The organism is Mesorhizobium calcicola, from assembly GCF_042682105.1.
Taxonomy (GTDB): Bacteria; Pseudomonadota; Alphaproteobacteria; order Rhizobiales; family Rhizobiaceae; genus Mesorhizobium; species Mesorhizobium calcicola.
In genome coordinates this window covers 1-25222 of the sequence record NZ_JBHUGY010000014.1, presented here as the reverse complement: position 1 = coordinate 25222, position 25222 = coordinate 1, and the positions used below count along the sequence as shown (strand labels likewise).

The 25222-nt window shown below is 63.9% G+C and carries 28 protein-coding genes and 1 pseudogene; 21 read left to right on the top strand and 8 right to left on the bottom strand.

The features are described from left to right. Nucleotides 1-6: 6 nt before the first annotated feature. From ACFSQT_RS06810 to ACFSQT_RS06800, 3 genes are all read right to left on the bottom strand, one after another. Nucleotides 7-237 (bottom strand): DUF982 domain-containing protein, encoded by a 231-nt coding sequence (locus ACFSQT_RS06810; protein WP_379017702.1) that lies wholly within the window; start codon nt 235-237, stop codon nt 7-9. Nucleotides 238-336: 99 nt separating this feature from the next. After that, entirely contained in the window at nt 337-780 is a 444-nt protein-coding gene (locus ACFSQT_RS06805; RefSeq protein ID WP_379017700.1) for a GFA family protein, read from the bottom strand. An 87-nt stretch (nt 781-867) separates the two neighbouring features. Further along, entirely contained in the window at nt 868-1047 is a 180-nt protein-coding gene (locus ACFSQT_RS06800) for a DUF3606 domain-containing protein (RefSeq protein ID WP_024501602.1), read from the bottom strand. A 223-nt stretch (nt 1048-1270) separates the two neighbouring features. Here ACFSQT_RS06800 and ACFSQT_RS06795 point away from each other — a divergent pair, with 223 nt between their 5' ends. Further along, entirely contained in the window at nt 1271-1741 is a 471-nt protein-coding gene (locus tag ACFSQT_RS06795) for a DoxX family protein (RefSeq protein ID WP_379017698.1), read from the top strand. Between the two features lie 64 nt (nt 1742-1805). On the opposite strand, the gene ACFSQT_RS06790 is transcribed toward ACFSQT_RS06795, so the two are convergent. Together ACFSQT_RS06790 and ACFSQT_RS06785 are read right to left on the bottom strand one after the other, a co-directional pair. Continuing rightward, nucleotides 1806-2111, bottom strand: a complete 306-nt coding sequence (locus ACFSQT_RS06790; protein WP_379017696.1) for a hypothetical protein — start codon at nt 2109-2111, stop codon at nt 1806-1808. A gap of 106 nt (nt 2112-2217) precedes the next feature. Then, nucleotides 2218-2487 (bottom strand): hypothetical protein, encoded by a 270-nt coding sequence (locus tag ACFSQT_RS06785; protein ID WP_379017694.1) that lies wholly within the window; start codon nt 2485-2487, stop codon nt 2218-2220. Nucleotides 2488-3081: 594 nt separating this feature from the next. Here ACFSQT_RS06785 and ACFSQT_RS06780 point away from each other — a divergent pair. From ACFSQT_RS06780 to ACFSQT_RS06760, 5 genes and pseudogenes are all read left to right on the top strand, one after another. Next, nucleotides 3082-3606 (top strand): hypothetical protein, encoded by a 525-nt coding sequence (locus tag ACFSQT_RS06780; protein ID WP_379017692.1) that lies wholly within the window; start codon nt 3082-3084, stop codon nt 3604-3606. Beyond that, nucleotides 3599-3994, top strand: coding sequence for a hypothetical protein (locus ACFSQT_RS06775; RefSeq protein ID WP_379017691.1), 396 nt, complete (start codon nt 3599-3601; stop codon nt 3992-3994). The genes ACFSQT_RS06780 and ACFSQT_RS06775 overlap by 8 nt, the downstream gene beginning before the upstream one ends. After that, nucleotides 3924-4650, top strand: a pseudogene (locus tag ACFSQT_RS06770) (terminase large subunit domain-containing protein); the annotation flags it as partial. The gene ACFSQT_RS06775 and the pseudogene ACFSQT_RS06770, both read left to right, overlap by 71 nt. A 223-nt stretch (nt 4651-4873) precedes the next feature. Beyond that, nucleotides 4874-5629, top strand: coding sequence for a phage terminase large subunit family protein (locus ACFSQT_RS06765; RefSeq protein ID WP_379017690.1), 756 nt, complete (start codon nt 4874-4876; stop codon nt 5627-5629). Between the two features lie 580 nt (nt 5630-6209). After that, the gene (locus tag ACFSQT_RS06760; RefSeq protein ID WP_379017689.1) at nt 6210-6638 is read left to right on the top strand and encodes a hypothetical protein; all 429 of its coding nucleotides are present in this window, start codon (nt 6210-6212) and stop codon (nt 6636-6638) included. A gap of 95 nt (nt 6639-6733) precedes the next feature. Here ACFSQT_RS06760 and ACFSQT_RS06755 read toward each other — a convergent pair whose 3' ends face one another. Next, nucleotides 6734-7105 (bottom strand): nuclear transport factor 2 family protein, encoded by a 372-nt coding sequence (locus tag ACFSQT_RS06755; protein WP_379017688.1) that lies wholly within the window; start codon nt 7103-7105, stop codon nt 6734-6736. Between the two features lie 143 nt (nt 7106-7248). On the opposite strand from ACFSQT_RS06755, the gene ACFSQT_RS06750 reads away from it, so the two are divergent. Continuing rightward, entirely contained in the window at nt 7249-7818 is a 570-nt protein-coding gene (locus ACFSQT_RS06750; RefSeq protein ID WP_379017687.1) for a hypothetical protein, read from the top strand. A gap of 228 nt (nt 7819-8046) precedes the next feature. Here ACFSQT_RS06750 and ACFSQT_RS06745 read toward each other — a convergent pair whose 3' ends face one another. Then, nucleotides 8047-8664 (bottom strand): class I SAM-dependent methyltransferase, encoded by a 618-nt coding sequence (locus ACFSQT_RS06745; protein WP_379017686.1) that lies wholly within the window; start codon nt 8662-8664, stop codon nt 8047-8049. A gap of 105 nt (nt 8665-8769) precedes the next feature. Between ACFSQT_RS06745 and ACFSQT_RS06740 the strand changes: the two genes are divergently transcribed. The 6 genes from ACFSQT_RS06740 to ACFSQT_RS06715 all read left to right on the top strand — a co-directional run bounded on the left by ACFSQT_RS06740 (nt 8770) and on the right by ACFSQT_RS06715 (nt 15139). Further along, nucleotides 8770-10551, top strand: coding sequence for a portal protein (locus ACFSQT_RS06740; protein WP_379017685.1), 1782 nt, complete (start codon nt 8770-8772; stop codon nt 10549-10551). Further along, on the top strand, nt 10548-10871 hold the full coding sequence (locus ACFSQT_RS06735) for a Bbp19 family protein (protein ID WP_379017684.1): 324 nt from the start codon (nt 10548-10550) through the stop codon (nt 10869-10871). The genes ACFSQT_RS06740 and ACFSQT_RS06735 overlap by 4 nt, the downstream gene beginning before the upstream one ends. A 336-nt stretch (nt 10872-11207) precedes the next feature. After that, nucleotides 11208-13775, top strand: a complete 2568-nt coding sequence (locus ACFSQT_RS06730; RefSeq protein ID WP_379017683.1) for a hypothetical protein — start codon at nt 11208-11210, stop codon at nt 13773-13775. After that, a complete protein-coding gene (locus tag ACFSQT_RS06725) occupies nt 13775-14212 on the top strand; it encodes a hypothetical protein (protein WP_379017682.1) in 438 nt (145 codons plus the stop codon). Before ACFSQT_RS06730 ends, ACFSQT_RS06725 begins: the two co-directional genes overlap by 1 nt. A gap of 337 nt (nt 14213-14549) precedes the next feature. Beyond that, the gene (locus ACFSQT_RS06720; RefSeq protein WP_379017681.1) at nt 14550-14828 is read left to right on the top strand and encodes a hypothetical protein; all 279 of its coding nucleotides are present in this window, start codon (nt 14550-14552) and stop codon (nt 14826-14828) included. Then, the gene (locus ACFSQT_RS06715) at nt 14825-15139 is read left to right on the top strand and encodes a hypothetical protein (RefSeq protein ID WP_379017680.1); all 315 of its coding nucleotides are present in this window, start codon (nt 14825-14827) and stop codon (nt 15137-15139) included. The genes ACFSQT_RS06720 and ACFSQT_RS06715 overlap by 4 nt, the downstream gene beginning before the upstream one ends. A gap of 344 nt (nt 15140-15483) precedes the next feature. Here the strand turns inward: ACFSQT_RS06715 and ACFSQT_RS06710 are convergent, their stop codons facing one another. Then, complete coding sequence (locus ACFSQT_RS06710) at nt 15484-15801, bottom strand: YMGG-like glycine zipper-containing protein (RefSeq protein ID WP_379017679.1); 318 nt, start codon at nt 15799-15801, stop codon at nt 15484-15486. Between the two features lie 313 nt (nt 15802-16114). Between ACFSQT_RS06710 and ACFSQT_RS06705 the strand changes: the two genes are divergently transcribed. The 8 genes from ACFSQT_RS06705 (at nt 16115) to ACFSQT_RS06670 (ending at nt 24791) form a co-directional block, all read left to right on the top strand. Next, nucleotides 16115-16687, top strand: coding sequence for a hypothetical protein (locus ACFSQT_RS06705; RefSeq protein ID WP_379017678.1), 573 nt, complete (start codon nt 16115-16117; stop codon nt 16685-16687). 383 nt (nt 16688-17070) lie between these two features. Then, nucleotides 17071-17976: a hypothetical protein gene (locus ACFSQT_RS06700; protein WP_379017677.1), complete on the top strand. Its 906-nt coding sequence runs from the start codon at nt 17071-17073 to the stop codon at nt 17974-17976. 175 nt (nt 17977-18151) lie between these two features. Next, entirely contained in the window at nt 18152-19141 is a 990-nt protein-coding gene (locus tag ACFSQT_RS06695) for a Coat protein (protein WP_379017676.1), read from the top strand. 198 nt (nt 19142-19339) lie between these two features. Beyond that, the gene (locus ACFSQT_RS06690) at nt 19340-19939 is read left to right on the top strand and encodes a phage connector family protein (protein WP_379017675.1); all 600 of its coding nucleotides are present in this window, start codon (nt 19340-19342) and stop codon (nt 19937-19939) included. Beyond that, the gene (locus ACFSQT_RS06685; protein ID WP_379017674.1) at nt 19939-22398 is read left to right on the top strand and encodes a phage tail protein; all 2460 of its coding nucleotides are present in this window, start codon (nt 19939-19941) and stop codon (nt 22396-22398) included. Before ACFSQT_RS06690 ends, ACFSQT_RS06685 begins: the two co-directional genes overlap by 1 nt. A gap of 113 nt (nt 22399-22511) precedes the next feature. Further along, entirely contained in the window at nt 22512-23231 is a 720-nt protein-coding gene (locus tag ACFSQT_RS06680) for a hypothetical protein (RefSeq protein WP_379017673.1), read from the top strand. Between the two features lie 3 nt (nt 23232-23234). Next, nucleotides 23235-23762 (top strand): hypothetical protein, encoded by a 528-nt coding sequence (locus tag ACFSQT_RS06675; protein ID WP_379017672.1) that lies wholly within the window; start codon nt 23235-23237, stop codon nt 23760-23762. Further along, the gene (locus ACFSQT_RS06670; RefSeq protein WP_379017671.1) at nt 23763-24791 is read left to right on the top strand and encodes a hypothetical protein; all 1029 of its coding nucleotides are present in this window, start codon (nt 23763-23765) and stop codon (nt 24789-24791) included. The last annotated feature ends 431 nt before the right edge of the window (nt 24792-25222 follow it).

The following is a 25222-nucleotide window of genomic DNA, read 5'->3' as shown; positions in this document are numbered from 1 at the left end:
CCGGCTCTAGTGGAGGAGTTTTGCTTCGCGCGCGGCGTCGATCATCGCCCGCATCGCCTTTTCCGGCGGCGTCCAGCCATCCAGTGCATCGCGGCAGCTGCGCAACGCCGCCCGATACCGACGGCCCTGGCCCGCCGGCCAGTCGCCGAGACATTCCAAGCCCTCCCAGGCACTGCGCACCACCCGCTCGGGGGTAAATTTCAGCCTGACGGGACGGGGAAACATCTTGTCGTTCAACGGTCGTCTCCATGGCGCAAAAAAATGGGGACATGCGCAAAAACGGGCGCCGGATAACGTCGGCAACCGGGCAGGGTTCCGTGCCCTCGAGATCAAATTTCAGTCGCCCGCGACGGCATCCGACAACGGCCTCGGTTCGGCCAATTCGACGGTGTTCGTCGTTGGCCGGTCATGCTCGAACTGTTCGGTGTCGGGCAAGGCATGCAGCCAGGTCTCGCGCCGGCTGATCCACAACTCATATTCGGGGGTGAGATCGGTCGGCGCGATGTCGAGGCTGCCGATCATCACTTCGACCTCGTCCTCGCCGACCCAGGCGACGCGACCGCCGCAGGTCGGGCAAAAGCTGCGCGTGCCATAGGAGCTGACGATGCCTGTCGTCTCGAAGGCCTCTCGTGGCCAGATGGCATAGGCCGAATAGACCGAGCCGCTGGCCTTGCGGCAGTCCTTGCAGTGGCATAGACCAGTTCTGAGCGGCGCACCGTGGACCTCGAACTGCACGCCGCCGCACAGGCAGCTGCCGGTCCTGCGTATGGTGTCGGACATGATGCGAGCCTCCGTCTTGTCAGCCTGCTGCGGGTCGGGCGGGACAGAATCTCGTCCCAGACGGATGTTCGTCCAGGACAAAGCCCCCTAGCCGCGAGCCGCCATGTGGGCATCGAGTTTCTTGCGCGATGGCCCATAGCGCTTGATGATGGTCTGCGCCTCGCTTGGCGGAATGCCGTATTTCCTGGCGAAGGCGGCGACCTCGTAAGGCTCCTCGCTCGAAACCAGCTTGCGGTCCTGTTTCGTCTTCGACTTGTCGTCAGCCATCTCAGGCCTCGCTTTCTGTTGCCGGGGAACGTGCAGCCATCGGCGCCCGATTCCACGATCAACAGGACATAACACAGATCAGCCGTCGCGGGTTCCACCGGCACGACAATAAGGCCAGGCAGGCTTCAGTCGCGGAGCTTGAGAAAAAATCTCCCGGGGTGTCGGATATGGCGCCGGTCGCGCGTCCTTGGGTCGAAGCCCATTGCAATCCTGGAGAACAAGCATGTCGTCGCAAATCACTCAACTGCAAACCACTCAATCGCAAACCCAGGCGCAAACCACTCAGGCGCCATGGCAGACCGCGGCAATTCTCGTCGCCCGCCTGATCTTTGCCGCCGTCTTCCTGATGGCCGTGACCTTCAAGTTCATGGGCATGGGCGCCACCGCCGGCTACATCGCCGCCGCCGGCTTTCCGTTTCCGCTGTTCCTGGCCTGGTGCGCGGCGCTGCTGGAAGTTGCCCTTGTGCTGTGCTTCCTGACCGGCGCCTTCTTCACGCCGGCGGCCCTGATCGCCGCCGCCTATGTGCTGTTCCTCGGTTTTTCTTTCCACGGACCCAGCCACTGGGCCGGCAACCAGGCGGAGTTCGGCTTCTTCGTCGACCATTTTTCGTTCATGGCCGGACTGCTGTTCGCGGCGGTGCATGGCCCGGGCCGGGTGCTTTCGCTCAACCTGGGATGGCCGGGCCGGGCGTAGGCGAGGGCTGACAGGCTCCCTATGGAAGCGCATGGCCAGCCAAGGCAAGCCCGCGTCGGCGTCCTCACATCTGGTCGTTGTAGGGCTCCTTGATCTGGCCGACCATGCGGGCCAGCTTCGAAAAAGAGGGCATGTCCGCCTCCGGCTGGCACTGATTGGCGAGCTCCAGCAGCCGTATCGGAAAGCTGACGGCGTCACGGCTTGACGCGGACATGCCTTCGGATCGCTGCTCGCTGGTTTCGCCAGCCTCGACCTTGCGCAAGGCCTGGTCTATTTCCTCCGCTGTCAGCACCCCCTTTTGAACCAGGAGGTGGTTGATCGATGCGACGGCCATCAGCAGGCCTTCGAGTTGCAGGTTGGCGACGTTCATGGCGATTGCTCCCGTGGCTATGGTCGAAAACGCGCGAGCCGCGTTTCCGCTCCGAAGGGCGGCGCGGAGCCGGTTTCGGCTGGAAGGTAGGCCACGGGCAAGGGGCCTACTCCTCGCTCCAGCGCTCGCCATATTCGCGCCACAGCGCCTTCGCCTCCAGGCCACCGAGGCGCGGGATCGACGGATCGCCCGCGGTGATGGCGACGGCGCTGATATCGTATTGGGGAAAAGCGTGGGCGACGAAGCGGATCGCTTCGCCGAGCGAGCGCACGCGGATGATCGGATCCGCCTGGCCCTGGCCGGTGCTGCGCACACCCGAAACCGTGGCCGGCGCATGCCGCACCCTGAACACGGATGCCATGGCTGGTCTGTCCATCGCCCCTCTCCCACAAGGCCGTGACGGGAATCATTCCATGCGCTTCAGCTAATGATTCCACAGCTGCCGGCTAATGACCAGCCGGCCCGAAAAGCCCGATCCTGGACGTCCGATCCTGTGCCGATCGGGTTGTCCGGTGGGGGCAGTTGTGCTATTGTTTCGGCCATGGTGCTGATTTGCGCCACGTCCTCCAGACCCGCCGTGCAGGCGGGTTTTTTGTTTTTCCGGCTGCCCTTTGGCAATGCGCCAGAACCTGCGCGGTTTCTTATCGGGGAAACCGGAATAGGAATTTTTTCACAGAAAGCCGTTGACCAGGTGAGGGCAGCTATGCTATAAATTTGTCCATGGTGCTGATTTGCGCCAACGACCCGCCGCCGAGGCGGGTTTTTTGTTTCTAGGCCGTCCGTGTCTCCGAGACGCCTGCCGGTCCCCGTCGAAACTTGAAATTCGCTTGACGACCTGAAAGGTCGCGTCACGCTGATTGGGTGGTATCGAGGCAATCGGTGTCACTTTCTATCTGGGCTTGGCCATTAGCCACGGCGACGCGACTCGTCTGTGATGAACTAAATAAAACAAGCCATCAAGAGACGAACGATGCGCCGCTATGCCACCATCATCACCGGGGATGACGGCCGCGAGGTCGTCAGCGCCATTGGCGAGTTCGAGGGGGCGGCGCCGCAGGTGCATCTTGGCCGTGTCGAGCAGGTCGTTCCCGGCGTGCTCATCGGCATGGTGCGTGGCGGTCCGGTCGATGCGGTCGGCGGCTTCGGGTTTGCCTCGGGATCGCTGGGTAGCAGCGACCAAGCGACAGGGGCGGCACGGCTGATGAAGCGGCTGCGCCTTGCCGGCCAATCTGGTGCGGCGGGTCCCGGCGTAGCGGGCTCCGAAGCGGCAGCACCGGCCGGCACGACAGATGCGAAGGCCGGCCCGGCCAAGCCGGCGCGGGCGGCCGGGAAACCGCGCAAACGTGTCGCTCGGTCGAAATCCAGGGTGGCGAAATCCAGGGCGGCGAAATCCAAAGTGGTGAAATCCAGGACGAAAAAATCCGCTCGCTCGAGATCCAGGGCGGCGAAATCCGCCCCGACCGCCGCAGAACCAATGGAGGCCGGGCATGGCTGACAAGCCGCCGGCGGCTCGTCGGACGCCGAAGCGCCGGACCGCGATACCCGCCGCCAAGCCCCCCGCCAAGCGCTCGCCGAAGCGCGCGAAAAAGACGCTGGGCGATGATTTCCTGGCCGCCGTGCGCGCCGATTTCCGCGCCCATGGCGCCGGCGTCATCGCCGAGGTGCGTGCCGACAAGCCCGACCAGTATCTGAAGATCGTGCTTTCGGTGCTGCCCAAGGATTTACATGTTTCGATCAACCATCTGGACGGCTTAAGCGATGACGAGATCCGCAGCCGCATCCGCGGCCTCGAAGCCGCCCTCAAGCCGTTCCTTGAAGAGCTCGGCAGCGAGGACGGAATATCTGGCGCTGCTGGCGGAACTGGACCGACGGCGTCGGACTAACCAGCTCGCCGCCTACGCTCCGTATCGACGCCAGGCCGAATTCCATGCCGCGGGTGCGCAACACCGCGAACGGCTGTTCATGGCCGGCAACCAGCTCGGCAAGACCAGGGCCGGGGGCGCCGAGTGGGCGATGCACCTGACCGGCCGCTATCCCTCGTGGTGGCAAGGCAAGGTCTTTGACAGCGCGGTTCGGCTCTGGGCGGCTGGCGTCACCGGCGAAGGCACGCGCGACAATCCGCAGCGCGTGCTGGTCGGCCCGCCGCAGCAGCAGGCGGCCTGGGGCACCGGCATGATCCCGGCCGACGCCATCGTGCAGACCGCCATGGGACGCGGCGCGCCCGGTGCGCTCGACAGCGTCGTGGTGCGCTGGGGCGGCGGCGGCGATGTGCAGGCCGATGAATCGGTGCTGTCGTTCAAGAGTTTCGAGAAGGGCCGCGAGAAATGGCAGGGCGAGACGCTGCACGGCGTCTGGTTCGACGAAGAGCCGCCGCTCGACATCTATTCCGAAGGCCTGACCCGCACCAACGCCACCGGCGGCATCACCATCGTCACCTTCACGCCGCTACTCGGCATGTCGGATGTGGTGCTGTTGTTCCTGTCGGCGGAAGAGGTGGAGGGTATGGGGAAGGGGTGAGGCGCCGGTCTTCCCTTCTCCCCCTGTGGGAGAAGGTGGATCGGCGCGCAGCGCGCCGAGACGGTTGAGGGGTGTTGGACGGATTGCCGTCTTTGCCAAGCTGGAACACCCCTCATCCGACCTCGCTTCGCGAGGCCACCTTCTCCCACAGGGGGAGAAGGGAAGACCGGCGCGTCAGGTCAAGAAAATCATATCAATACAACATCATACCGCCGCCACCTCACAAGGTGATTCAGGAAATCGCCATGACCCGTCACGTCACCTTCATGACCATCGACGATGCCGAGCACTATTCGCCGCAGGAGCGCGCGGCGATCGTGGCCGCCTATCCGGCGCATGAGCGCGAGGCCCGCGCGCGCGGCATTCCGGTGCTGGGCTCGGGCCGCATCTTTCCGGTGGCCGAGGCGCTGATCGCCTGCGAGCCGTTCAAGCTGCCGCGCTACTGGCCGCGCATCGGGGCGCTCGACTTCGGCTGGGACCATCCGTCGGCCGCGGTCGAGCTTGCCTGGGACACGGAGGCCGATGTCGTCTATGTCGCCAAGGCAGCCCGCGCCTCGCAGCAGACGCCGGCGATGCAGGCGTTGACGCTCAAACCGTGGGGCGAATGGCTGCCCTTTGCCTGGCCGCGCGACGGCCGCCGCGAGACGCTGGAAGGGGCGGGCGTGGCGCTCGCCCGGCAATATGCGGCGCACGGGCTGAACATGCTGACCCGCCACGCGCAATTCCCGGACGGCTCGGTCTCGGTCGAGGCCGGGCTGATGGAAATGCTCGACCGCATGCAATCCGGCCGCTTCAAGGTGTTTTCGACGCTTGCGCCTTGGTTCGAGGAGTTTCGGCTTTTCCATCGCAAGGACGGCCAGGTGGTCAAGCTGCGCGACGACCTGATGGCGGCGACCCGCTATGGCGTGATGATGTTGCGCGAAGCGGTGGTCGATCCGGCGGAGTTCAGGGCGGCGAGACGGCCGGTGGGACAGACTGATCCGTTGGGGGCGTTTCGGTAGGACGCGAAGAGTTGTTGCTTCGTCATCCCAGGCGAAGCAGCGGCGTCGCGGAGACCCTGGGATCCATTCCGTTACCTCTGCCGTGGAGTGCAGCGGAGCGAAATTCTGCACCATTGCGGCGCTCGAGAGTCCCGGCATGGATCCTCGGGTCTGCGCCGCGTCGCTACGCTCCTTGCTCCGCCCGTGGATGACGAAAGTCCGTTCCGGCCATCTCCCCCTGGCAGGGCCTCTCAAGACCCTTTGATCCGACGGAACCCGCAAACGCGGTGGCGGGTACGTATGTGATGCGGTCCGGCCCTGCCGCGACCCGAATCTGGAGGGAGAGGTTGTCGTCCACTGCAGAGCGACAAATATGGACCAGATATTCCGACCTTGTTGCTGAAGATGAGATGCACTCTCTTCAAAATCTTCGCGGCATACCAAAAGGATTAGATAATCTTTTGCACAAGACTGATTTTCGATTCGAATGGAATAAATTTTATAGGTCGCATCCGCAGCCAACCCGCCAGCAAGTGCTGGACTACGTCACTTACATCGACAAAAAGTACGGACATCTGTTCAATCCACCAATAGGTGAGTGATGCAATATTTTTACATAGAACCGAACGTCGCCGGTGGGCTTGGCAACCCCACCGTTCTTGACTCGAGCGTCCATCCGCCGATTGTGACCAAGCTTCACTACGAGGTAGAGGGCTGGTTTGGTGATGTGCTCGTTACGACGTTCCCGTGTTACCTCGTCACTGAAGAAACCCAACGCGCACTGCAGAAGATGGGCTTTTCAGGTGCGACGTTCGCTGACGTCGAAGTGACAACATCCGAAGAGTTTCATGAGGATCAACCTGGGCAGGAACTTCCACCCTTCGTCTGGTTGAAAGTGAATGGGAAGGCAGGCCGCGATGACTTCGGGATCGCAGCGAATTATCTCCTCGTCATCTCCAAGCGCGTTCTTGATTTGCTGGAATCATTGGGAATTCCATTCGCTATGATCGAGCCTTACGATGGCCAGTAGAATTACGGTGACAGTGCACTTTTACATGCCCGACCGGCGAATAGTGCACTGTCACCGTAATTCAATTCGTAATTCGAAGAAGCCGACGCCGTGGGTTACTCCACGATCTTCCAGTAGGAATCCTTGCGGATCACCTTGCCGTCGCGGAACGTGTAGAAGTCGCAACCGTGGACTTCCTTTCTCGTGCCGTCGCGGGTGGTGCCGGTGAGGGTCCATTTCGATATGCCGGTATTGGCGGCTGCATCCGCAAAATGCTCGCCATTGCCGTAGTGGACATCGGGCAGGCTTTCGAAGCGTGTCGCCAGCGCGTCTCGTACATTGCGTTTGCCCTCGCAACGCGTGCCCCAAGGCTCGGCTCCCCTCGGCATCTCCAGGACGCAATCGTCGGCAAAGAACGCCATGATGCGATCGAGATCGTGCGCGTTGAAGGCGTCGCATAGCTCAGTCAATGTCGCTCGAATGTCCATTCGCCCGTCTCCTCCAGTCGGATGAAAGATAGCTGCGCGTTCGATGTCCGAAGTAGGTCACCGGCGACGGGGCCGGTCAAGTGCGCGGGCCTTCGAGACTCCGCCCAAAAACAGGAAGCGCACTCTATCGCTCCGGCCTGCTCATGACCCTTCGCATCATCCCCGCTACGCTGCGCGACCTCTCCTACATCGCCGCGAACCTGCGCCCGGAAGACCGCGCCGAGATCGACTGCCAGCTCGACCAATGGTCGCCGGCTTTGCTGGCGCTGACGGCGCTGCAGGGATTTGCCTATGTCGCCGAACTCGACGGCAATCCGGAGGCCGGGTTTGGCGCCGCCGAACAGCGTGGCGGGTTGTGGATCGCCTGGAGCTGGGGCACGCGCCGCATGAGGCGCTGCGTGCCGGGGATTACCGCGTTTTTTAACGCCGTACTTGGACCCCAAGTCGCGGCACGCGGTGCCTGGCGGGTGGAGGCCCGGGCGCTGGCCGCCAATGATTTGGCGCTGCGCTGGCTTGGCCGGCTCGGCGCGACGCAACGCTGCCGGCTGCCGGGCTACGGCCGGAACGGCGAAGATTTTTTCCTCTACGACTGGACAAGAGAAGGTTGGACCCATGTGCCTGTTTCAAAAACCACCGGAACTGAAGCCGCTGCCGCCGACACCGACGGCCGAGGACAAGGATGTGCAGGCGCGCGAGGCAGCGCTCCAGGCTGAGCTCGAACAGCGCCAAGGAACGCTGAGCACCATCAAGACCGATCTCGCGCCAAGCAGCCTCACCGGCCAGCGCCGCGTGCTTCTGGGGCTCTGATCATGACCGCGATGAAGCGCAGTTTCAGGAAGCGCGTGCTGGCGTGGTGGTATTGGCGCCGGCATGCACGGCTGGTAAAGCGGCGGTGATTGGCCAATCTCCCCCACGAGGGGGGAGATCGGCAGATCCACCGCTCACCCCTTCTTCGCGAAGGCCCAGACCATCAGCGGGTATTCCTCGTCGTTGCTGAGATCGCGCCACAGGCCGTAGGCGCGGACGGGGCCGCCGATGTGGGCCCTGGCGCAGGCCTTGTTGCCCCAGCCGTGGACCTTGACGCTGGCTTCGGAAAAGCCGCCCTCGACCATCAATTGCTTCAGGCCGGCGGGGGTCCATCTGTTGTAGTCGTGCGGCCTGGCGTGCACCCTGAACAAAAAGGGTGTCGCCACCATCGCCCAGCCGCCGGACCGGGTTATGGCGTGGATGTTCTGCACCGCCGCCAGCGGCCGCTGCACATGTTCCAGCACCTGGTCGGCGATGACGATGGAATATTGCTCGTCGGTGCGGTCCTTGCAGATGTCGAAGTCGGGGAAATCGACGCAGCGGTAGTTGGGGCACATCGCCCGCCAGGTGCGGTTCCAGCCGGGCGAAATCTCGATCACGTCGGCGGCTTTGCGGTTTCCGGCTTCAAGGAAGAGCGTGAACGCCTCGATCTGGCGGATGCGCAGCCAGTTGCGCGAATCATAGCCAAGCAGCCGTTTGGCCACCTGTTTGCCACGGTTTTTCAGGGTGCCGGCAAGGCTTCTCGTCGTCACATCGACCTCCTCCAAAAACCCGCCGCGAGACCTTCTTAGACCGAGAACCGCGCAAAAGAATGACAGGGCCGCGATGCCGTCGCGCCAAACAAAGTGAGATCTGACATGACCGATTCCCGTGCCCGCGATATCCTGTCCCGCCAGTCCGAGCTCGAAAGCGAGCGCAGCCAGTATGAGGCGGTGTGGGAGCAGGTGGCGGAGTTCTGCGACCCCGATGCACCCGACATCTGGAGCGGCCGGCGCGGCGGCGGGGCGGATTCGCAGGCCGAACGCCAGGAGCGGCGCGGTGCGCGTGTCTATGCCAACACCATCAACTCGGCCGCCAACCGGCTCGCCGCCGGGCTGGAAAGCCTGATCATTCCGCAGTCGGAAAAATGGCACGGGCTGTCGACCGCGCAGATGAACGACGAGGAGACCGACGAGGAGAAGGAATGGGCGGAAGCCTTGCGCGATTTCCTGTTCTCGCTGCGCTACTCCGCCAATTCGAATTTCGTGCCGGCGACACAGGCCTGCCTGCGCAATGTCGTGCGCTATGGCCCGGCCTATCTCTATGCCGAGGAGGGGTTCGGCTCGACGCTGATCCGCTATGCCTCGATCCCCGTGGTCGAAGGCTATCTCAGCCGCAACCGCTGGGGCCAGGTCGACATTTTCCACCGCCGCTACGAGCGCACCGCGCGGCAGGCGGCGCAGCTGCTCGGCTATGAGAAACTGCCGGCACGCATCAAGGTGCTGGTCGACGATCCGGCCAAGTGCGAGACCAGGATTTCGCTGGTCCAGTGCATCCAGCCGCGCGACGAGCGCAAGATGTATAGGCTCGGCGGCCACACCCAGTATCTCGACACGGCCTTTGCCTCCTACCATGTCATCGAGGACGAGGAGGAAATCGTCAGGGAAAGCGGCTTTCGCACCTTCCCGGTGTCGACCTTCAACTGGCGCCGCTATGAGGGCGACCCCTACGGCATTTCGCCGACCATCGAGGCGCTGACGACCGTGCGCAAGGAAAATGCCGTGCGCCGCTCGGGGCTTCGCGCGCTGCAGCAGATCACCGATCCGGCGACCGCCTCGAAAGCCAGGCTCGACTATGTGCCGGTGCTCAACCCGGGCGAGAACTATCCCGGCCTGATCGACGACAATGGAAGGCCGATGATCGTGCCGATCTCGACCGGGCAGAATCCGACCTATGCCTTCAACTATGCGCAGAGCCGCGCCGACGAGATCCGCGACATGATGTTCGTCAATCTGTTCCAGACGCTGGTGCAGAACCCGCAGATGACGGCCACCGAAGCGCTGATCCGCCAGGAGGAAAAGGGCGCGCTGCTCGGCCCTTCCGGCTCGATCATCCAGGCCGGCTTTGCCACCAATCTCGACCGCGAGCTCGGCATTTTGGAGGACAAGGGGCTCTATGACGAGGACAGCCGCTTCCTGCCGCCGGCGAGCCTGGCCGGCAAGGCGGTGCGGCCGACCTTCACCGGCCCGCTCGACGTGCTGCGCCGCTCGGCCGAAGCGCGCGACACCATCCAGGTGGTGACGACGGCCATGCAGATTGCGCAGTTCGATCCGGGCGTGATGGACAACATCGACAGCGACGAGGCGATCAAGATCGTGCAGGGCGCCAGCCGCAGCCCGCAGCGCATTTTCCGCCGCAAGGAAGAGGTCGACGGCATGCGCGATGCGCGCGCCAAGGCAAGCCAGGCGCAGGCCGGCATGGCGGCGATCGCCACCGCGGGCAAGGCGGCCAAGGATGCCGTGCCGGCGGCAGTGCAGGCGCGCGACAGCGGTTTGCTCGATGGCTTGCAAGGCATGCTGCAGGGCGCGGCTGGCGGGCAGGGCGCTCAGACCGGGCAAGGCACACCGGGTGGCCAGGCGCCGGCGGGAGGCGGCGCATGAGCGGCAAACGCTTCGCCCGCTCCGGCCAGGCCGGCGGCCCGGCCAAGGCGCGGGACGCGCTGACCAAGGCGTATCTGCGCGTCTTTTCCGGCGAGGACGGTGAGATGGTGCTGGCCGACCTCGCGGCGACCGTCGGCTACTACCGCCGGCCGTCCTATGGCGAATGGATGGCGAGGACCAGAACGCCCGAAGGCTTCGAGCTGCACAGCGCGCTCAGCAATGCGCGTGCCGAAGTGGTGCAGCACATCATGGGGTTTCTGACCCTGGACGAGACGCAGCTGGCGGCGCTGGAGAGAGCGGCGCGGGCGGAGGAGAGGTAGGGCACTTTTGCAGTGCAAGCCCCGCGTGGTCACGGCGCCTCCGGCCCCGACTTGATAATCCGTGCCGCGACATCAGCCGAGGAGCGCAGCACGTCAGAATGCGCGCCGTAGAAGCGCTCTGAGGTCGCGGCAGTGATCCCGGGGGCGCCGCGTCGCTTCGCTCCCTGCTCCGCCTTGGGACGGCAAAGTCCGTTCCGGCCAACTGCGCAGCGACTGGTCTCTTCAAGACCCTCCGACCCGACAAAGCCCGCAAACGCAGCCGCCAGCGTGCGATCCGCCGTGATCGCCAGCGCAGCTGTCCCTTTGTTTCAAAGCCACTCGATCAGGGAACGGTCAATGGTCAGCATCATCCCCCTCACGATTGCCCAGCGCCGGCTCGATACTGGCAATGCGGTGCAATACCCGCAGGGATCGCCGATCGGCGACGCCATGCGGGGTTTTGGCGACGAGCTTTCCGCCGTCGCCGAGCGCTACCAGCAGGTGAAGGACCAGCAGGAGGCGTTCGACGCCGAACTGGCGCGCCGGCGGTTCAACGGCCAGATCGCGCAGGCCGAAGACGAGGCGACGGCGAACGCGCCGGCCGACGGTGCCGGCCTGCATGACGCCATGTATGGCCAAGTCGATCCGTACAATGGCCGGGTGGTGAAGACTGGCCGGTTCGACAAGTTGTTTGCCGCTGCCTTGCCCGGCATGCCCGAGAGCCAGCGCGCCGCTTTCGCCAGGCAAAAGGAGACGATGCGAGAAGCCGGCTCGCTGCGCATTGCGGCACGGCAGCTTCAGCGGCGTCGTGACTACGAGCAGGCCGAGGTCGACACGGCGCTGAAGACCAGCGCCATCGCCATCGGCAACGCCAATCCCGACGATCACGTCACCTTCGAAGCGGCCCGCCAGCAGGGGCTCGACCTGATCGACAAGATGGGTCTCGACCCGGGGATCAGGCAGCAGAAGGTCAAGGACTGGTTCGGTACCGCCGCCAAGCTGCGTTTCGAAGCGCTGATCGCCAAGGACCCGAAGCGCGCGCTGGAGTTGTTCGGCGTTGGGACGCCGGCCTCCGGCAGCGATGCCATCGGCGATACCGCACAAGCGGCGGGGAAAGGTGACCGCGTCGGCAAGCAGACGCCGGATGAAATGCTGGCGCGGGCGTTTCAGAACGACCTTTCCCCACCGGAACAGGCAGCGCTGACCCAAAAGGCGCAGGCGACTAATGCTGCTCAGCAGGTTGAGCTTCGCACCAACATCGGTCTTGCCGAGCAGAACGCGCCGGGCGCTATCGCACGGACTGGCACCTATTCCGGCAAGGTGCCCGGCCGGGATGCCTTCAGGATCGCCTATGGGCTCGACGAGGGCGACAAACGCTTCCGGGATTTCGACTTGTGGACCGATGTCGGCAGGCAAGTTTTCGGCATGCGCACCATGCCGAGCCAGGCGATCCATGCCGCCCTTCGCGATGCCGAGCCCGGGCCGAACGGTTCGCCGGAAGACCAGGCGCGCCGTGAGGCGACCGCCGTTGCGGTAGGGCTGGTCATGAATCACAGGCGAGCCGATGCCGGCGGCTACGTCAGCGAAGTGTTCCCCAATATCGCTGCCGCCTGGAAAGCCGTGATCGGCGGCGGACTTGAGGATCCAAACGGCTATGACAAGGACGCCTATGACAAAGCGATAGCCATGTCTGTCGCTGCGCAGGAACAATTGGGTATTGAGAACCCTCAGCCCGTGCCGTTGTCCATTATCCGTGATCTCTCCGAGAATTATGACAGCAAAAGTACTTATCAGCAGGACGAAAATTCGAGGGTAAGCACGCTGCTTGCGGGAACGTCAGGCCCTGTTGCTCGAGCAGCCGTGGCCCAGCAACTGGCCGATGCCGATCTGGGCTGGATCATTCCGGGTGCTGGCTACGAGGCCCCTTCGACGCTCTCGGTGCTCGCATCATATGCGAAAGGCCTTGGCAAGGTCGCTGCCAATGCAGGGATTGCCCTGGCCAACGTAAACGATTGGGTTGCCTACGGCATGTCCGGAGGAACGATCAGCCCTCCAGACTACAAGGGTGCCTATTACAACCCGGCGAACCGTGTTGAGAATCTGGCGATGCATCAGGGGTCTGATGCGTTGGGTTGGGCGATACCGTGGCCTGGAGTTGGTCGAGCTGCTGTTGCCGAGGAAGGGATAGCGCGAGCGGTTGAGGCGGTTGGTTCCGGAGCAGCGGCGCGAACTGAACAATCCATCGGCAATCTGGAAGCCGCAAATATACCAACGTCTAAAGTCGCTTCTAGGCAGGTTGAGAAGCTAGGTGCCGGCGAAGGCGCAAAAGGAGCCATACCGGCAAAGCCACAGCCAGAGAACGTCTCCAAGCAACCCACGACGTCGCTTAATGCCGCAGGGGAGCCTCTGGTCGCTGACTCCAACGCCCTCTCCGGCGTTACGACACCCAGCCTCGCGCAAGGCGGACGCCAGACGACCCGTTCGCCTCGGAAGTCAAAGCTGGACCGCAAGATGATCGCCGAAGTGGCGAGCGAGCTATTCGCCAGAGACCCCAACCGCGTAGAGCACCCCGGCGCAAAATTTGGCGAGGCGACTACAAATAATTACCGGAAAGGGTATTCTCAGGCGAACCCGGGCGTAAATATCGAGGATTTGGTAATTCATCATCAAGCGGAGCAGCAATTACTAAAGAGGTTTCCAAATTTCATATCGGAGAAAAAGATTAACTCAGTCGAAAATCTTCGCGGGATCCCTAAGGGTTTAAACGATATTCTGCACCTTGTTATCCTCAGGGCTGAAAATAGCGAATTCTACGCAAAGTACCCGAACCCAACGGAGCAGCAGCTTCTGGACCATTCAACAATGATGGATAAGAAATATGGCCATCATTTCGTGCCGCCTGTCGGAAAAAATGTAGGTGAGTAATGGATTATTATTGCGTAAAGCCATTTGTCGCTGGTGACTTTGGCAGAAATACAGTTCTCGACAACCGCGTTCACCCGCCGATAGTGCACAAACTCCACTATGAAGTCGATGTCTGGATCGGCGATGTCCTGATAACGAGCTTTCCTTGCTATCTTGTCACCGAAGAAGCTGAGCGGGAATTGCTGAAGATAGGTGTATCAGGGGTAACGTTTGCCGATGTCGAGGTGACAGCCTCAGAGCTGTTTCAAAGGCTGCAGCCAAGGACGAACCTTCCATCTTTCGTCTGGATGAAGATCCATGGGCAGGCGGGACATGACGACTTCGGCATGGCTCCCGGCCACGAGCTTGTCGTCTCAGAACGTGCCCTAGACGTGTTTGAGCGGCTCGGCAATGAGTCAGCCGGGATTCGTTCATTCGACGAGCCGGAAAAGGATTGAATGATCCTGGTGACTTCGTACGTCTATTGCGCCCAAAGGGCCAAGGTCGAACTCGGAGGGCAGGATCTGTTTACGCGCAGCAAGGGTCGATCCGGCATTGTACCCGAATGTTTCGCGCCCGCGCCATTTCCAGGCAGCCAACGAAGCCCTGTTGGTGCTAATGGAAAGAGAGCCAGATTTCGCGAAAATTCTGCAAGAAGCAGGAATTAACCTTCAGCGGACAAAGAGAGGACTCGTTCCCCGCAGAGCGCCCCCCCCCCGACTATACTTGGCATCACTATCTTCCAGAAAACACAACATCCGAAGCGCCGGGGAGGATATCTTTATGGGGCAAATAATGAAGTTACTGGATATCGTTGGACGGTTGTCGGAACTTGACGAGGCGGACACGATTTATGTGTCGGAGCCTTGGACCGAAAATTCAGATGCAATGGTTGCGCCTCAGCCGGAAGGGGCATTGGTGCCAGCGGAGGCAGCCAAAGAGGGTCTGACATACTTTCTCGAAATCCACATTGCGATCGAGGTTACCGAGGGCTGGGTTGCATCGCTGAAAGAAAAGCCCAGCCTGTCGGCCGTCTGCGAAAGACTGATTTACTACGCCACCTATGATGCGTGACGACTGACCCACGTTATGACGGACAGCCGCTGCTCAGGCTGCTGGAGCTTTATGTGCTCTGGGCGATCGGAGAACTTTCTCAAGAGTCGGAGGATGGCTTAAAAAGGATAGGCCCCAAATTGCAATCTATCTATGGCGGCGACGGACAATGGCACGACGCAATAGCCCGGTCGATGCACATGCCCGAGGAAATGCCGGCGGCCATCCGGGATATGTGGGCAAGGAATCTCGAAATCGGCCGCGTCAACGACGTGACCCTGCCACCTCAGAAATTTGCCGAGATGTTCGTGGACGAAAATTTCAGAAATTGAATGTTTGATTGGAATTGCGGTGATTGCGCCCCTTATCCTGCCTGCCGTTCACTAGCTTCACAGCTCCGCGCCTAGCCGCAGCGACATGGAAAAAATGCCTTGCCGCTTACGGGCGCCAATAAAGCGTTGCGAAGCTGGTGGCGCTGGAGAAGGCGGCGCGGGGCGCAGTCCTAAGCGCTTGCCTTCTCCCCCTGTGGGAGAAGGTGGATCGGCGCGTTAGCGCCGAGACGGATGAGGGATGCTGGACGGAGTGAGACGCTGGTGCTTTCTGGAACACCCCTCATCCGGCCGCTGCACGGCCACCTTCTCCCACAAGGGGAGAAGGGAAGACCGGCGCTGGCGCCTCAATAGTCGCCGTTGTAGTACCGGTCGTCGCAGGGCGCGGTGTAGATGCGCCCGTCGCGGGCCTGGTAGCGGCACATCTGTTCACCGCGGCGCTTCGGTGTCGTGGCTGAGCCGACGACGGCGCCGAGCAGGGCACCGCTGGCCGCGCCGATGACCGTGCTCTTGGTGTTGCCGCCGATGGCCTGGCCGACGAGAGCGCCGCCGGCGCCGCCGACCAGCGCGCCGGTGGTGGCACGCTGCTGGCCTTCGGTCTGCGTCTCGCAGCCCGCAAGTGCCGCGGTCATGAGGACGGCCAAAATCGCTTTCTTGATGATCATCTGAAGAACCTCCTTTTGAGGCCACGCGGGCCGATGCCCAGTCAAGTGCGGTTGCATTGCGGCGGAACGGCGGCGCGCTTTCTCACGAAGTGAGTCATGGTTTCTCGGGCGTTGATAGACCGAGAGGCGAAAACAACCCTTTCGAACAAGGCGATAGCGCCAAACCTTTGTCAAGATGATTCAGGTTTGGCGGTTCGCCCTGGCCTACGCCGGCCCTCCGCCGTCGCTCCGGGCGTTCCTCATCAGGAAAGCCAAGCAATTGGCGTCCCATGCGCTGTGCGCACCACTCCTCACCCAACAATGGAGAAATGAAATGACCCGAGGTCTTCCCCGAACACTTGTCCGCGCCGCCGCCCGCGAGGCCGGCCTTGCCCCGCCCAAACCCGGCCTGAAAGCCGTCACTACAGGGCAGGGCGGTGCCTTCCGCACCGTCTTCACCTTCGCCGGCATGCCGGTCCCTGTCACCGACGCGCTGGCCTATGCCAGCCAGAAGATCTTCGACTTCATCGACGGCAAGGTGCGCATCAAGGGCGGCACGGCGCGGCTGCAGTTCGCGGTGCTCGGCACCCGCGCCTCGACCATCAACGACAATGCGGCACTGACCTGGTCGCTAGGCTCGGCGCCGGCATCGAGCGCGACGCTGGCCGGCACCATGGTCAATGTGCTGGCCTCGACCGCCCGCACACTGGATGGTGCCGGTGCCGCGCTCTCCACCGCCTCGACCGCCGACATCGCGCCAGCGGCGACGCTCGATGGCACCACGACGCCCGTCGATCTCTATCTCAACCTCGCCTTCGCCACCGGCACCGACATCGATGCCGACGGGACGATTGCCGTGACGGGGACGATCACGCTGCTCTGGGAGAACTGGGGCGATAATGTCTAGGCGCATGCCGATATTCCGGTGAGGCCGGCCTGCAAACGGCGGTCTTCTGCGCTTCCAGTGCTCACGTACCCAAACGTACGCTCCGCTCCGGTTCTCGAAGCCGCCATTTTCGGCTCGGCCTGACCGGAATCTCGACATGCCCTAAGCCCGATTTGCGGCGCTGACGTTGACGCTCTCCCTTCTCCCCCTGTGGGAGAAGGTGGCCGAGCGAAGCTCGGTCGGATGAGGGGTGTTCCAGCTTGACGCATCCCTCGGTCCGAAGTCGCGCCTAGGCGCGGATTCATCAACGCCTCATTTCTTCCAACACCCCTCAAACCGTCTCGGCGCTGCGCGCCGATCCACCTTCTCCCACAGGAGGAGAAGGAGAAGAAAGGAAATCTCACATGACAGATCTGGCAGACGCCGGGTCCGTGGCCATGCGGCCGGCGGGCAACCCAGTACGGCCACCGGCCGGTGCGGACAATGGGTCCGCCGCGCCACCGGCCAAAAGTTGGTTTGACGGTCTTTCCGAAGGCAACCGCAAGCTCGCTGAAACCAAGGGCTGGACCAAGCCTGAAAGCCTCGATCGGGTTTTCACATCCTATGCGGAACTGGAGCGGCAGCAGGGTGAGAGCCTGCGCGTTCCCGCCTCGGACGCATCTCGGGAAGACTGGGACCGGTTTCATGCCCGGCTGCCCGAGGCCATGCGTCCGCTCACCTCGTCCGAGAAGGTCGAATACCGGCGCCCGGAAGGGTTGCCGGAAAACTTCGCCTATTCGGACGAGCTCGCCACTGCGTCCAAGGCCTGGGCGGTCGAAGCGGGTGCTTCGCCGAAGATCGCGCAGGCCTATCACGACAAGTTCATCGGCTACATGGCCGAGCAGGCCGCGCGCCGGGAGATCGCGCTCGCCCGCTCGGTCGAGGCCACCCATGACGATCTTGTCCGCGACTGGGGGCCGACCGACAGCGACGGCTTTCGCCAGAAGCTGGAGGTCGCCAACCGGGCGATGAAGAAGCTCGGCCTGGTCGACGCCTACAAGGTGAAGGGCATCCTTCTGCCTGACGGGGCGCTGACCGACCCGCAGATCGCCAAGGCGTTCCACGCCATTGGCGAGGCGATGTTCACGGAAGACACGATCGACGGCGGTGCTGCCTTCAGCGGAGGCAATCCGTTCAAGCGCAACGCCGCCGGCGAACGCAACATTTCGGCGATTTCAGCCCTCGTCAAAAGCGACCCCGCCCGCGCCCGGCGGCTGGCCCGCGAGGCCGGAGAAAATCCGGATCAATGGATGCCCAACAACCCCCTCTAAAGCTGTGTCGATATTCAGGTGATGCCGGCCTGCAAACGACGGCTTTCCGCGCTTCCGGTGCTCACGGACCCAAATGTCCGCGCCGCTCCGGTTCTCGAAAGCCACCGTTTTCGGCTCGGCCTGACCTGAATCCCGACACACCTTCTCCGCCAAACCAACCTGAAGGAAGAGAAAAATGGCAGATGCCTACACCCGTATCGCGGACGCGATCGTTCCGTCCGTCTATGCGCAATATGCGTTCGAGGAACATGTCCAGTCGCTCGAAATCTACCAGGCCGGAATCCTGTTTTCCGACCCAGCCATCGCCTCGAAACTGTCGATGGGCGGCCGCTCCGTCGACATGCCCGGCTGGAAGGATCTCGGCAACGACCCGTCCGAGCCGGTCAATGACGATCCGGCCGATTCCATCGAGATGAAGAAGATCGGCTCGCGCCGCGAGGTCGCCGCCCGCAATGTCCGCGCCCAGGCGTGGGGCGTTCCGGACCTGACCTCGATCCTGGCGGGCGACGATCCGCAGAAGCTGATCGTCAAGCGGCAGACCGAGTACTGGCAGCGCGCCAACAAGCTGACCTTGCTCGGCATCCTGAAAGGTGTCGTCGCCGACAACATCGCCAATGACGGCGGCGACCTGGTGCGCACCACCGGCGCCTCCATCGTCGACACCGACATCATCGAGGCGGCCTACCTGATGGGCGACCGCGCCGACAAGTTCAAGACGATCTGGATGCACTCCAAGCAGATGAAGGCGCTGAAGCTCGCCGACCTCATCGACTACGTGCCGTCGTCGCAGCAGGGTGGGCCGCTGATCCCCTATTACATGGGGCTGCGGGCCGTGGTCGACGACGACATTCCGGTGGTGGCGGGCGTCTACACCGCCTTCATGTTCAAGGACAAGGCGATCCTGTGGAACGAGCTGCCGGTCAACACCGAAGGCGGGCCGCTCGAGTTCGACCGCAAGCCGCGCCAGGGCCATGGCGGCGGCGTCACCGAAATGGTGGGGCGCCGGCACTTCGTCCCGCATGTTCCCGGCACCCGCTTCCTCGACGCCTCCTCGGCCGGCGAGTTCGCCACCGATGCGGAGCTGGCGCTGGCGGCCAACTGGGACCGCACCGCCTCGAGCGTCAAGGCGATGACGTTCATCGCGCTGAGGACGACCGAGGCCTGATCGGGCCGAGGCGAGGGGGCGGGGGCGTTGCGCCCGCCCCATCGATGGATCTCAATCAGACAGCATTCCTTCGCGCCCCCCTCTGTCCTGCCGGGGGCGCCGTAGAGCGCGATCTCTCAATATCGCCATCCAATCCCCAAGCCGCTTCGCAGCGGCTTTTTTCACGCCCGCCCCATCAACATCCTTCACGGAGGCCCCATGGCCATCACCCCATTGGACATCGCCAACATGGCGCTCGCCGTGCTCGACGAGGCGCCGATCGACAGTCTCGACCAGGACGTCAAGGCGGCGCGTCTGCTCAATCTGCATTTCGACCTGACGCGCGAGGCGGAACTGACCAAATATGCCTGGGTGTTCGCGATCCTGCGCGCCACGGTCGTGGGCTCGGATACCGGCTGCGGCGATTGCACGCTGAACTTCGCCTATGAGTTGCCCGCCGACTGCCTGCGGCCGCTGCCACCGACCCGCAATGGCGAACCCGACGGCGTTCCGGTCTCGTGGCGCCAGGAGGCCGACCTGATCTACAGCGACCAGCCGGGGCCGCTGGCGATCCGCTACGTCGCCAACCTCACCGACCCGAACGACTGGGACGCGCTGTTCACCGAAGTGCTGGTGGCGGCACTCGCCATCAAGGTGGCGCATCCCCTGACCCACAAGTCGGGCATGATCGACATTGCCCGCTCGGCCTATGACCGGGCGCTGGATGCCGCAACCAATGCAAACGCCATCCAGCGCGGCGGCCGGCTCTACAGCGCATCCTGGGCGAGCCAGCGCGGCGACAACAGGGTTTTGCGCTGATGACGACGCTCTATCCCGTCCAGGACGTCTTCACCCGCGGCGAGATCTCGCCGCGCCTGCATGCGCGCGCGTCGCTCGATTTCTATCGGGCGGCACTGGCCAAATGCGAGAACTTCGTCACGCTGCCGCATGGCGGCATCCGCAAGCGCGGCGGCACCTATTTTGCCGGTGAGGTGAAGATTTCGACGAAGAAGACGCGGCTGATCCCGTTTATCTTCTCGGCCGACCAGGCCTACGCGCTCGAATTCGGCGAGCTCTATATCCGCGTCTATGCCTATGGCGCCCGCGTCGGCACGGTCGAGGTGGTCACGCCGTATCTCGAAGCAGACCTGTTCGTCCTCCAATTCGTGCAATCCGCGGACCAGATGTGGATCACCCATGAGAACTACCCGACCAAGGTGCTGACGCGCACGGCGCACACCGCATGGGCGCTGAGCGACTACCAATTTCTCGACGGTCCCTATGACCCGATCAACGCCACGGCGACCACGCTCTCACCGTCCGACTATGGCTCGCTGACGCCGCCGATGACATCCAACGCCGCGCCAAGCGGCACGGTGTCCGGCTTCAGCGGGTCCACAGACGCGTGGAGAGTGTTCGACAAAGACAGCGTCAGTCACGTCGGTACTGTCGGCGATGCCGGCTCCGTCACCTACCGCACGGCCGGCGGCGCGCAGGTCATCGTCGAAAACTATACGCTCACCGCGCGCTCGGGCGGCACGCAGGACCGAACGCCAACCAACTGGGTGCTCGAGGGGTCGAATAACGGCACGACATGGGTGGCGCTCGACAGCCAAACCAGTGAGACTGGCTGGAACGCCGGTGAAACCCGCTTCTATGAGTTCGTCAACAAGACTGGATTCGAATACCATCGCTTCACATGGAAGGCGATCGACGGCGCCACCGATGTCGACTTCGCCGAACTGACCTTCAATCGCGCCGCCGCAAGCCAGACGCCGTTCAACCTGACGGCCTCCTCGACCGTCGGAATCAATGGCGGCACCGGCTTCCAGACCAGCGATGTCGGCCGCGCCGTCAGGCTGTTCGGCTCGGATGGGCGCTGGCGCTGGGCCAAGATCATCGCGCGCACCAGCACGACCGTGGTCGCCATCCAGCTTTATGGCTTCGCTCTGCCGAACCTCAGCCCGATCACCCGCTGGCGGCTCGGCACCTTCGTTCCCGGCAAGTATGTCCAGTCGGGCTCGCTCTACGAGGAGCGCCTGGCCTTCAGCCGCAAATTCTCGGTCTATGCGTCGGCCACCGGCGACTTCGACAATTTCGCGCTGGGCGAGAAGGACGACGACGCGCTGGAGTTCGTGCAGGCCGGCGGCGGCCAGGCCAACGACATCGTCTGGATCGCCGAGTCCGACGGCGCGCTGCTGATCGGCACCTCGGGCGGCGTGCGGGCGCTGTCGGGCTCGGGCATCGACGAGGCGCTGACGCCGACCTCGTTCAAGAACCGGCGTTCGCGCACCTTCGGTTGCGCCCGCATCCGCCCGGTCGATGCCGGCCAGTCGTTCCTCTATGTCACCCGCTCGCGCAAATCGATCGCCGAGCTGACGCAGACCGCGCAGAGCCGTTTCACCTCCGATGATGTCGGCCAGATTTCCGAGCATATCCCCAAGCAGGGCGTGGTCGAACTCGCCTTTCAGACCGACCCCGACCCGTTGCTGTGGTTCCCGCTCGCCAATGGCGAGCTTGGCGGCTACACCCATCAGCCATCCCAGGATGTCAGGGGCATGCACCGGCACCGCCTGGGCGGCACCTTCAGTGGCTCCAGCTGGGCGGCCGTCGAGAGCGCCACGGTGACCCCCGGCCAGGACGGCAATGACAATCTCTGGCTGGTGGTCAAGCGCAATATCGGCGGCGCGACCAGGCGCTATATCGAGATCAAGACCGCGCCGTTCGAGTATGGCGCGATCGCTGACGCCTTCGAGGTCGATTGCGGCCTGACCTACTCGGGTGCCGCGGTGACCACGGTGAGTGGCGCGGTACACCTCGCCGGCCAGTCCGTCGATGTGCTCGCCGACGGCAAGGTCTATCGCGGCCTGACGGTGAGCGGCGGCGGCACGGTGGCGTTGCCGGCCGGATCGGCCGCCGCCGCCAAATGGCAGCTCGGCCTGCCCTATGCGGCCGGCGCCGACACGCTGGAGCTCGATGTCGGCGGTCGCGACGGCTCCATCATCGGCCGCCGCAAGAAGGTGGCGAAAGTGATCCTGTCACTGCTCGAGACCGACACCACCGGGCTCGAAGTCCAGTCCTTCATGCGTGGCCGCTGGGAGCCGGTGCGGATGCCCTCGATTGTCGCGCCCAATGGGCGGGCAACGCTGTTCACCGGCAATGTCGAGGTGCCGATCGACGACAGCTGGGAAGGGCAGGGAAGGGTGAGGATCCGCCACGTCAACCCGACGCCCTGCACCATCCGCGCCTTGACGCCGGTGTTCGACGCGGAGCCTTAGCGGCGAGCCGCTGGAGCTGCCAATCTCCCCCTTCGTGGGGGGAGATTGGCAGCTCCTGTGCCGCGCTCCCCTGCGCAAATCCATTCTCACTCCTCTCCAAAAGGACCCCACTCATGACGTCCCCCCATGCCGAACAGCTCGGCAGGGCGCGGACGGCTGCCGAATACGCTGCCGTCATCGCCTTGCTCGACACCGATCTCAACGACCTGATCGCCTGCAGAAGCGCGCTGGCGCAGGCCGAGGACCGGGCGGTCTTCGGCGACGGCGACCTGGCCGCCGCGCGTGCCGCGCTCGACGACTGCAACGACAGGGTCGCGCTGCTGGAAAGAACCATCGACGCCGCCGGCAAGCGCCGCACTGACGCCGCCGCCAGCGAGGCCCGTGCCGACATCGCCGCGCTTGGCGACGAGATCAAGGCCAGGGCCGCTTTGCTCGGCGAGCGCTGGCGCAGCGTCCACCGGCTGGTCGAAGAGCTGCGCCAGCACCTGTTCGAGGCCGATGCGCTGGCCCGCGCCATCGTCACCGCCAACGGCCTGTTCGACGCCGCCGGCGTCGCCGAGCTGAAGGTCAACCTGACCACCACGCGGCGCACCGCCATGGCCGGGCCGCGTGCCGCCGCACCCGCCCGGCTCGGCCGGCCGGCGCTGCAGGCCGACAGGCTTTTGCTTTCCTTCCTCAGCCCCGGCGGCGCGCTCGACCCGCGCCCGGTGCTCGGCGCGCCGGTCAAGCGCACCGAAGTCAAGCGTGCCGACGTCACGCGCTTCGGGAGCGTCAAAAGCAAGTTCCTTCCCGCAAGCACCCCCGCAAGCAAACCCTTGGGCGAACGAGGCTGAACCATGTGCACACTCGCTCTTCTCGGCACCGCACTGTCGGTCGGCGGCGCGCTGGCCGAGGGCCAGCAGTCGAAGCAGATGGCCGACGCCCAGGCCAGGGCCTACGAGCAGCAGGCGCGGGCCGACGCGCAAAGTGCCGCCTTCGAGCAGGGCCAGGAGCGCCACAAGCAGGACCTGTTGCTGTCGCAGGCGCGCGCCCAGGCCGGCGCCTCGGGCGTCGGCATGGCAGGCTCGCCGGCCGAGGTGCTGGCGGCCAATGCCCGGCAGGGCCAGATCGACATCAAGGCGATCCGGTACAGCTCGCAGCTGCGCCAGAACAATCTGAATAGCCAAGCTGCCATCTCGCGCTTCTCAGGCCGGCAGGCGGTGACGGCGTCGATCTTCAACGCCGGCAATGCGCTCGTTGGCGGCCTCTCCAAAATCCAAGACCCGACGAAGGCGACAGCCTCAAGCACGACCGCCGGCGCGCCAACGCGGTCGGTGACCTTCGGCGGTTCGACCCTCAGGGCTCCATGGGCGGGGAACACCTAAATGGCGACCCTTCCGCTCCATATAGCCCAGCGCCGGCTCGATACCGGCAATGCGGTCTCCTATCCCGAGGGCTCGCCGGTCGGCAGGGCGATGCAGGGTTTTGGCGACGAGCTTTCCGCCGTCGCCGAGCGCTACCAGCAGATGAAAGAGCAGCAGGAAGCCTTCGACGCCGAGATCGCGCGCCGCCGGTTCAACGGCCGGATCGCGCAGGCGGAAGACGAGGTGACGGCGAAAGCACCTGCTGACGCCGCAGGCCTGCATGACGCGATGTACGGGGGCCAGGTCGATCCGCGCACCGGCCGGGTGGTCAAATCAGGCCTGTTCGATGCGCTGTTCGACGATGCCTTGCCTGATATGCCCGAGAGCCAGCGCGCCAATTTCGCCAGGCAGAAGGAGGCGATGCGCGCGGCTGGTTCCGAGCGCATGGCCGCGAAGCAGCTTGCGCGCCGCGACGACTATGAGCTGGCCGAGTGGACCAAGGTCGACAACATCTCCACCAGCTCCATTGCGCGAGGCGATCCGAACGACACGGCGACCTTCGCAGCGATCCGGCAGAGCGGATCCGACCTGATCGCCAAGATCGGCAACCCGCTCGCCCGGCAAGCGGCGGAAGTGGCCTGGCGCAGCAACACGGCCAGGGCGCTGGTCCAGGCAATGATCGCGCAGGATCCGAAGCGGGCTGCCGAGATGCTTGCGGCGGCGCAGGCTGGAGGCCGGGCCAAGGATGAGACCGCCGAGGCGGTTGGCGCAACCAGCTCGACACGCTGGATGGCAACACGGCCACTGCACCCCTCGACGCCATCACCTATTTGGCGCCCGGTGATATTGCCGCGCTACGAGATCAGGCCAACACGGCAACGGCCGCGCAAATGGTCGATGCCCGCGCCAGGGTGCAACTCGCAGAGCAGAATGCGCCGGCGGTCATCGCCAGCACGGGCGAATATCCCGAGGAGAAACCAGCCGCACAGGATTTCGTCAACATCTACGGCGCCGACGAGGGCGCGGTCCGTTTCCAGATATTCAATCTAACGACCGGCGTCGCCGATGCATTCTTCAAAATGCGCCGTGCGTATTGCTCGCGCTCTTCCGGCGAGCCGTTGGGGCCGGGTTCAAAATCCCGAAGCTCGGCATGGATCGCCTGGTTCGGCGGCGGAGGCTCTCGGCGCTGGCTTGACCGGATATGGCCTGGCGAAGGGCGTAGTGGCTTTGCTGGGTCGGGCAGGGATCGGCGCGGCGGCGGAGAGCGGCTTGACTGGCTTTGCCGCCCGAACCGCCGCTAGGGGCGCGGCGGGTGGCGCTTTTGGCGGGGCATCCGCCTACAACACTGGCGGGAGTATCCCCTGGGGATTGCCAATGGCGCGCTTTGGGGTGCCGGCGGCAATGTCCTTGCCGAAGGGCTTAGTGCAGTTGGCAGCCAGGTGTTGGCAAGGCTCGCCGAGCGTTCCAGCCTTGCTAAACCC

Excerpts from the sequence above, each read along its gene's own strand:
- ACFSQT_RS06765 (WP_379017690.1), top strand. The coding sequence starts at position 4,874 with ATGACCCGTCACGTCACCTTCATGACCATCGACGATGCCGAGCACTAT.
- ACFSQT_RS06690 (WP_379017675.1), top strand. The coding sequence starts at position 19,340 with ATGGCCATCACCCCATTGGACATCGCCAACATGGCGCTCGCCGTGCTC.
- ACFSQT_RS06670 (WP_379017671.1), top strand. The coding sequence starts at position 23,763 with ATGGCGACCCTTCCGCTCCATATAGCCCAGCGCCGGCTCGATACCGGC.
- ACFSQT_RS06775 (WP_379017691.1), top strand. The coding sequence starts at position 3,599 with ATGGCTGACAAGCCGCCGGCGGCTCGTCGGACGCCGAAGCGCCGGACC.
- ACFSQT_RS06685 (WP_379017674.1), top strand. The coding sequence starts at position 19,939 with ATGACGACGCTCTATCCCGTCCAGGACGTCTTCACCCGCGGCGAGATC.
- ACFSQT_RS06680 (WP_379017673.1), top strand. The coding sequence starts at position 22,512 with ATGACGTCCCCCCATGCCGAACAGCTCGGCAGGGCGCGGACGGCTGCC.
- ACFSQT_RS06750 (WP_379017687.1), top strand. The coding sequence starts at position 7,249 with ATGACCCTTCGCATCATCCCCGCTACGCTGCGCGACCTCTCCTACATC.
- ACFSQT_RS06790 (WP_379017696.1), bottom strand. The coding sequence starts at position 2,111 with ATGAACGTCGCCAACCTGCAACTCGAAGGCCTGCTGATGGCCGTCGCA.
- ACFSQT_RS06735 (WP_379017684.1), top strand. The coding sequence starts at position 10,548 with ATGAGCGGCAAACGCTTCGCCCGCTCCGGCCAGGCCGGCGGCCCGGCC.
- ACFSQT_RS06795 (WP_379017698.1), top strand. The coding sequence starts at position 1,271 with ATGTCGTCGCAAATCACTCAACTGCAAACCACTCAATCGCAAACCCAG.
- ACFSQT_RS06725 (WP_379017682.1), top strand. The coding sequence starts at position 13,775 with ATGGATTATTATTGCGTAAAGCCATTTGTCGCTGGTGACTTTGGCAGA.
- ACFSQT_RS06760 (WP_379017689.1), top strand. The coding sequence starts at position 6,210 with ATGCAATATTTTTACATAGAACCGAACGTCGCCGGTGGGCTTGGCAAC.
- ACFSQT_RS06805 (WP_379017700.1), bottom strand. The coding sequence starts at position 780 with ATGTCCGACACCATACGCAGGACCGGCAGCTGCCTGTGCGGCGGCGTG.
- ACFSQT_RS06785 (WP_379017694.1), bottom strand. The coding sequence starts at position 2,487 with ATGGACAGACCAGCCATGGCATCCGTGTTCAGGGTGCGGCATGCGCCG.
- ACFSQT_RS06720 (WP_379017681.1), top strand. The coding sequence starts at position 14,550 with ATGAAGTTACTGGATATCGTTGGACGGTTGTCGGAACTTGACGAGGCG.
- ACFSQT_RS06740 (WP_379017685.1), top strand. The coding sequence starts at position 8,770 with ATGACCGATTCCCGTGCCCGCGATATCCTGTCCCGCCAGTCCGAGCTC.
- ACFSQT_RS06705 (WP_379017678.1), top strand. The coding sequence starts at position 16,115 with ATGACCCGAGGTCTTCCCCGAACACTTGTCCGCGCCGCCGCCCGCGAG.
- ACFSQT_RS06780 (WP_379017692.1), top strand. The coding sequence starts at position 3,082 with ATGCGCCGCTATGCCACCATCATCACCGGGGATGACGGCCGCGAGGTC.
- ACFSQT_RS06695 (WP_379017676.1), top strand. The coding sequence starts at position 18,152 with ATGGCAGATGCCTACACCCGTATCGCGGACGCGATCGTTCCGTCCGTC.
- ACFSQT_RS06755 (WP_379017688.1), bottom strand. The coding sequence starts at position 7,105 with ATGGACATTCGAGCGACATTGACTGAGCTATGCGACGCCTTCAACGCG.
- ACFSQT_RS06675 (WP_379017672.1), top strand. The coding sequence starts at position 23,235 with ATGTGCACACTCGCTCTTCTCGGCACCGCACTGTCGGTCGGCGGCGCG.
- ACFSQT_RS06700 (WP_379017677.1), top strand. The coding sequence starts at position 17,071 with ATGACAGATCTGGCAGACGCCGGGTCCGTGGCCATGCGGCCGGCGGGC.
- ACFSQT_RS06800 (WP_024501602.1), bottom strand. The coding sequence starts at position 1,047 with ATGGCTGACGACAAGTCGAAGACGAAACAGGACCGCAAGCTGGTTTCG.
- ACFSQT_RS06710 (WP_379017679.1), bottom strand. The coding sequence starts at position 15,801 with ATGATCATCAAGAAAGCGATTTTGGCCGTCCTCATGACCGCGGCACTT.
- ACFSQT_RS06730 (WP_379017683.1), top strand. The coding sequence starts at position 11,208 with ATGGTCAGCATCATCCCCCTCACGATTGCCCAGCGCCGGCTCGATACT.